Annotated in this window: 3 protein-coding genes and 1 other RNA gene; all 4 read right to left on the bottom strand. The window is 53.9% G+C overall.

Features of this window, described 5'->3' with window-relative positions:
• Positions 1-14 precede the first annotated feature (14 nt).
• A complete protein-coding gene (gene mdtI, locus PSSD_RS25715) occupies positions 15-344 on the bottom strand; it encodes a multidrug/spermidine efflux SMR transporter subunit MdtI (protein WP_058974208.1) in 330 nt (109 codons plus the stop codon).
• Positions 331-681, bottom strand: a complete 351-nt coding sequence (mdtJ, locus tag PSSD_RS25710) for a multidrug/spermidine efflux SMR transporter subunit MdtJ (RefSeq protein ID WP_058974207.1) — start codon at positions 679-681, stop codon at positions 331-333. The genes mdtI and mdtJ overlap by 14 nt, the downstream gene beginning before the upstream one ends.
• A gap of 757 nt (positions 682-1438) precedes the next feature.
• Positions 1439-1817: RNase P RNA component class A (gene rnpB / locus PSSD_RS25720), an RNA gene on the bottom strand.
• A gap of 33 nt (positions 1818-1850) precedes the next feature.
• A partial coding sequence (gene rsmI, locus PSSD_RS25705; protein ID WP_058974206.1) for a 16S rRNA (cytidine(1402)-2'-O)-methyltransferase occupies positions 1851-2535 on the bottom strand: 685 nt, incomplete at its 5' end.

Genomic DNA, 2535 nt, shown 5'->3' with positions numbered 1-2535 from the left:
GTGTATTTCCTCGCTTAAGCAAACTTAATCAGCACCATCCCCGCAATCAACAATCCGAAGCCCAGCCAGCCAATGCGGTTCAGCCGCTGGCCAAACAGCACCCAACCTGCAGCGACGGTCGCGACCAGCCCGAAACCACCCCATAGGGCATAAGCCACCGAGAGATCGATTCCTTTCACCGCTTGTGCCAAGGCACTGAATGCCGCCAGCACGGCAGTGAGAGACAATAGGCCATACAGCGGGCGACGGAATCCATCGGAGTATTTCAGAAAGATGTTGGCGATGATCTCCAGCCCAATCGCCAGCGCCAGCCAAGCAAGGTGCGCAGCATTAAACGTGGCCATGTTGTCGCTCCTTGCGCGCCAAAGTGCCGGATTTGATCAACACAATCCCTGCCACCAACGTAATTAAGCCGGCCACTTTCATCACTGATAAGCTTTCATCAAACAACATCACGCTGAACAGCGTAATAAACAGAATGCCGATCCCTTCCCAAATGGCGTAAGCCACGCCGAGCGCGATACGTTTTACAGCAAACGATAAGAAAATATAGGAAAGCGCAATCATCACCAGCATAAAAATAAAACCAGCCTGATCGTCATTGACGCTGGCCCATTTCATCGAAAGCGTGCCGGTAATTTCAGCCAGGATGGCTAAAACTAATAAAATCCAATAGCGCATACTTTCTCTCCTTAAGAGAAATAGATAGCCTTCACGCGGAGTAATAGCGTGAGAAATTTAAGAATATTTTTAAATAAGGAGAGTGTGACGCTAAAGCGCGAAGCGCCAGTGCTGGTCGTATATCGAGCAGTGGAAGTGTTCAGGAAGGTCAGTAGAAATAGCCATCATTGGGGCGTTCATTTTGTCCATAATTTTACAACTTATCCACGTTGTTGCTTCTCATCGATGTGGATGAATAATTGTCCTCGGTAGTTAAACACGCGCTTATTCTGGCATATGGCCGTTAATTTCAGGGTGGATTTTCATTTCTTTACGATGGGGGGGATTTTATTTAGTGTGGCCTGGAAAACGTGCACAAATAAAAGCAAAAACCCCGCCCAGGCGCCATAACCTCAGACAAATTGCCCTTTTAACAACACGCACTGAAGCTAATGAGCTGGCTGGGGCCGCATCGGGGCAGGCATCCGCAGCGCTGAGCGGAGTGAGTATGCCAGGAGAGCCCGCAGGACGCGGGCGAAAGGTGGCGCTGGAACATGAATGTTCCATCGGCACCGGTCCGTTAAGGCAGACGAAAGAAGTGAAGGCACCGCGTTAGCGGCGCGAGGACCGCCAGACCCGGTGCGGCCCCAGCCGGCGTTATCGTCATTCGTTTAACTGACCGGTAAGCCGCGTTCTTTTCATAGAAAGAAGAGTGGACAGTCATTCATCTTATCCCAGAAAGCAAAAACCCCGCCGAGGCGGGGTTTTTCCATAAAGAAGTCGAAACTGACCGATAAGCCGGGTTCTGTCGTGGACAGTCATTCATCTAGGCCAGCAATCGCTCACTGGCTCAAGCAGCCTACCCGGGTTCAGTACGGGCCGTACCTTGTGAACCCCTATTTGGCCTTGCTCCGGGTGGAGTTTACCGTGCCACGAACTGTTGCCAGCCGCGCGGTGCGCTCTTACCGCACCCTTTCACCCTTACCTGATCCCATTACTGGGCCATCGGCGGTTTGCTCTCTGTTGCACTGGTCGTAGGCTTGCGCCCCCCAGGCGTTACCTGGCACCCTGCCCTATGGAGCCCGGACTTTCCTCCCCTCTGCCCGTCTCCCCCCGAAAGAGGACGACGACAAAGCGGCGACTGTCTGGTCAGCTTCGGCGCGGGATAATAGGCGATCCGTCAGCGTTTGTCACGCCTCTTGCTGCTCCAGGGCGTACTTGTAGAGTGCGTTTTTCTTAACACCATGAATTTCCGCTGTCAGCGCTGCCGCTTTTTTCAGCGGCAGCTCGCTCTGGAGCAGAGCCAGCGTGCGCAGCGCTTCAGCAGGCAAGGCTTCTTCATCTGCCTTATGGCCTTCAACAATCAGCACCATCTCGCCTTTGCGGCGATTTTCGTCTTCCAGCACCCAAGCCAGCAGTTCACCCACCGGCGCGCCCTGAATAGTTTCCCAGGTTTTGGTGATTTCGCGCGCCAGCACCACATAGCGATCCGCGCCCCATACGCTCACCATATCTTGCAGGCTATCGAGCAAACGGTGGGTGGATTCATAAAAAATCAGGGTGCGGGGTTCATTCTCAAGCGACCGCAGCACATCACAACGTCCCTTGCTTTTGGCGGGCAGAAACCCTTCGTAACAGAAACGATCTGACGGTAACCCCGCCGCGCTTAATGCTGTAATCGCCGCGCAGGCACCCGGCAACGGAACCACGCGCACACCTGCTTCACGGCAGCGACGCACCAGATGATAGCCCGGATCGTTGATTAACGGCGTGCCTGCATCCGAGACCAGTGCAATGCTCTGGCCTTCCTGCAGCCTGGCTAACAACACCTCTGCTTTCTGTTGTTCGTTGTGGTCGTGAAGTGCGAACAGTCGC

This window comes from Type-D symbiont of Plautia stali (assembly GCF_001485335.1).
Classification (GTDB): domain Bacteria; phylum Pseudomonadota; class Gammaproteobacteria; order Enterobacterales; family Enterobacteriaceae; genus Pantoea; species Pantoea vagans_C.
Note: the sequence above shows the minus strand (reverse complement) of the source record. Positions and strands in the feature narration are given on the sequence as shown.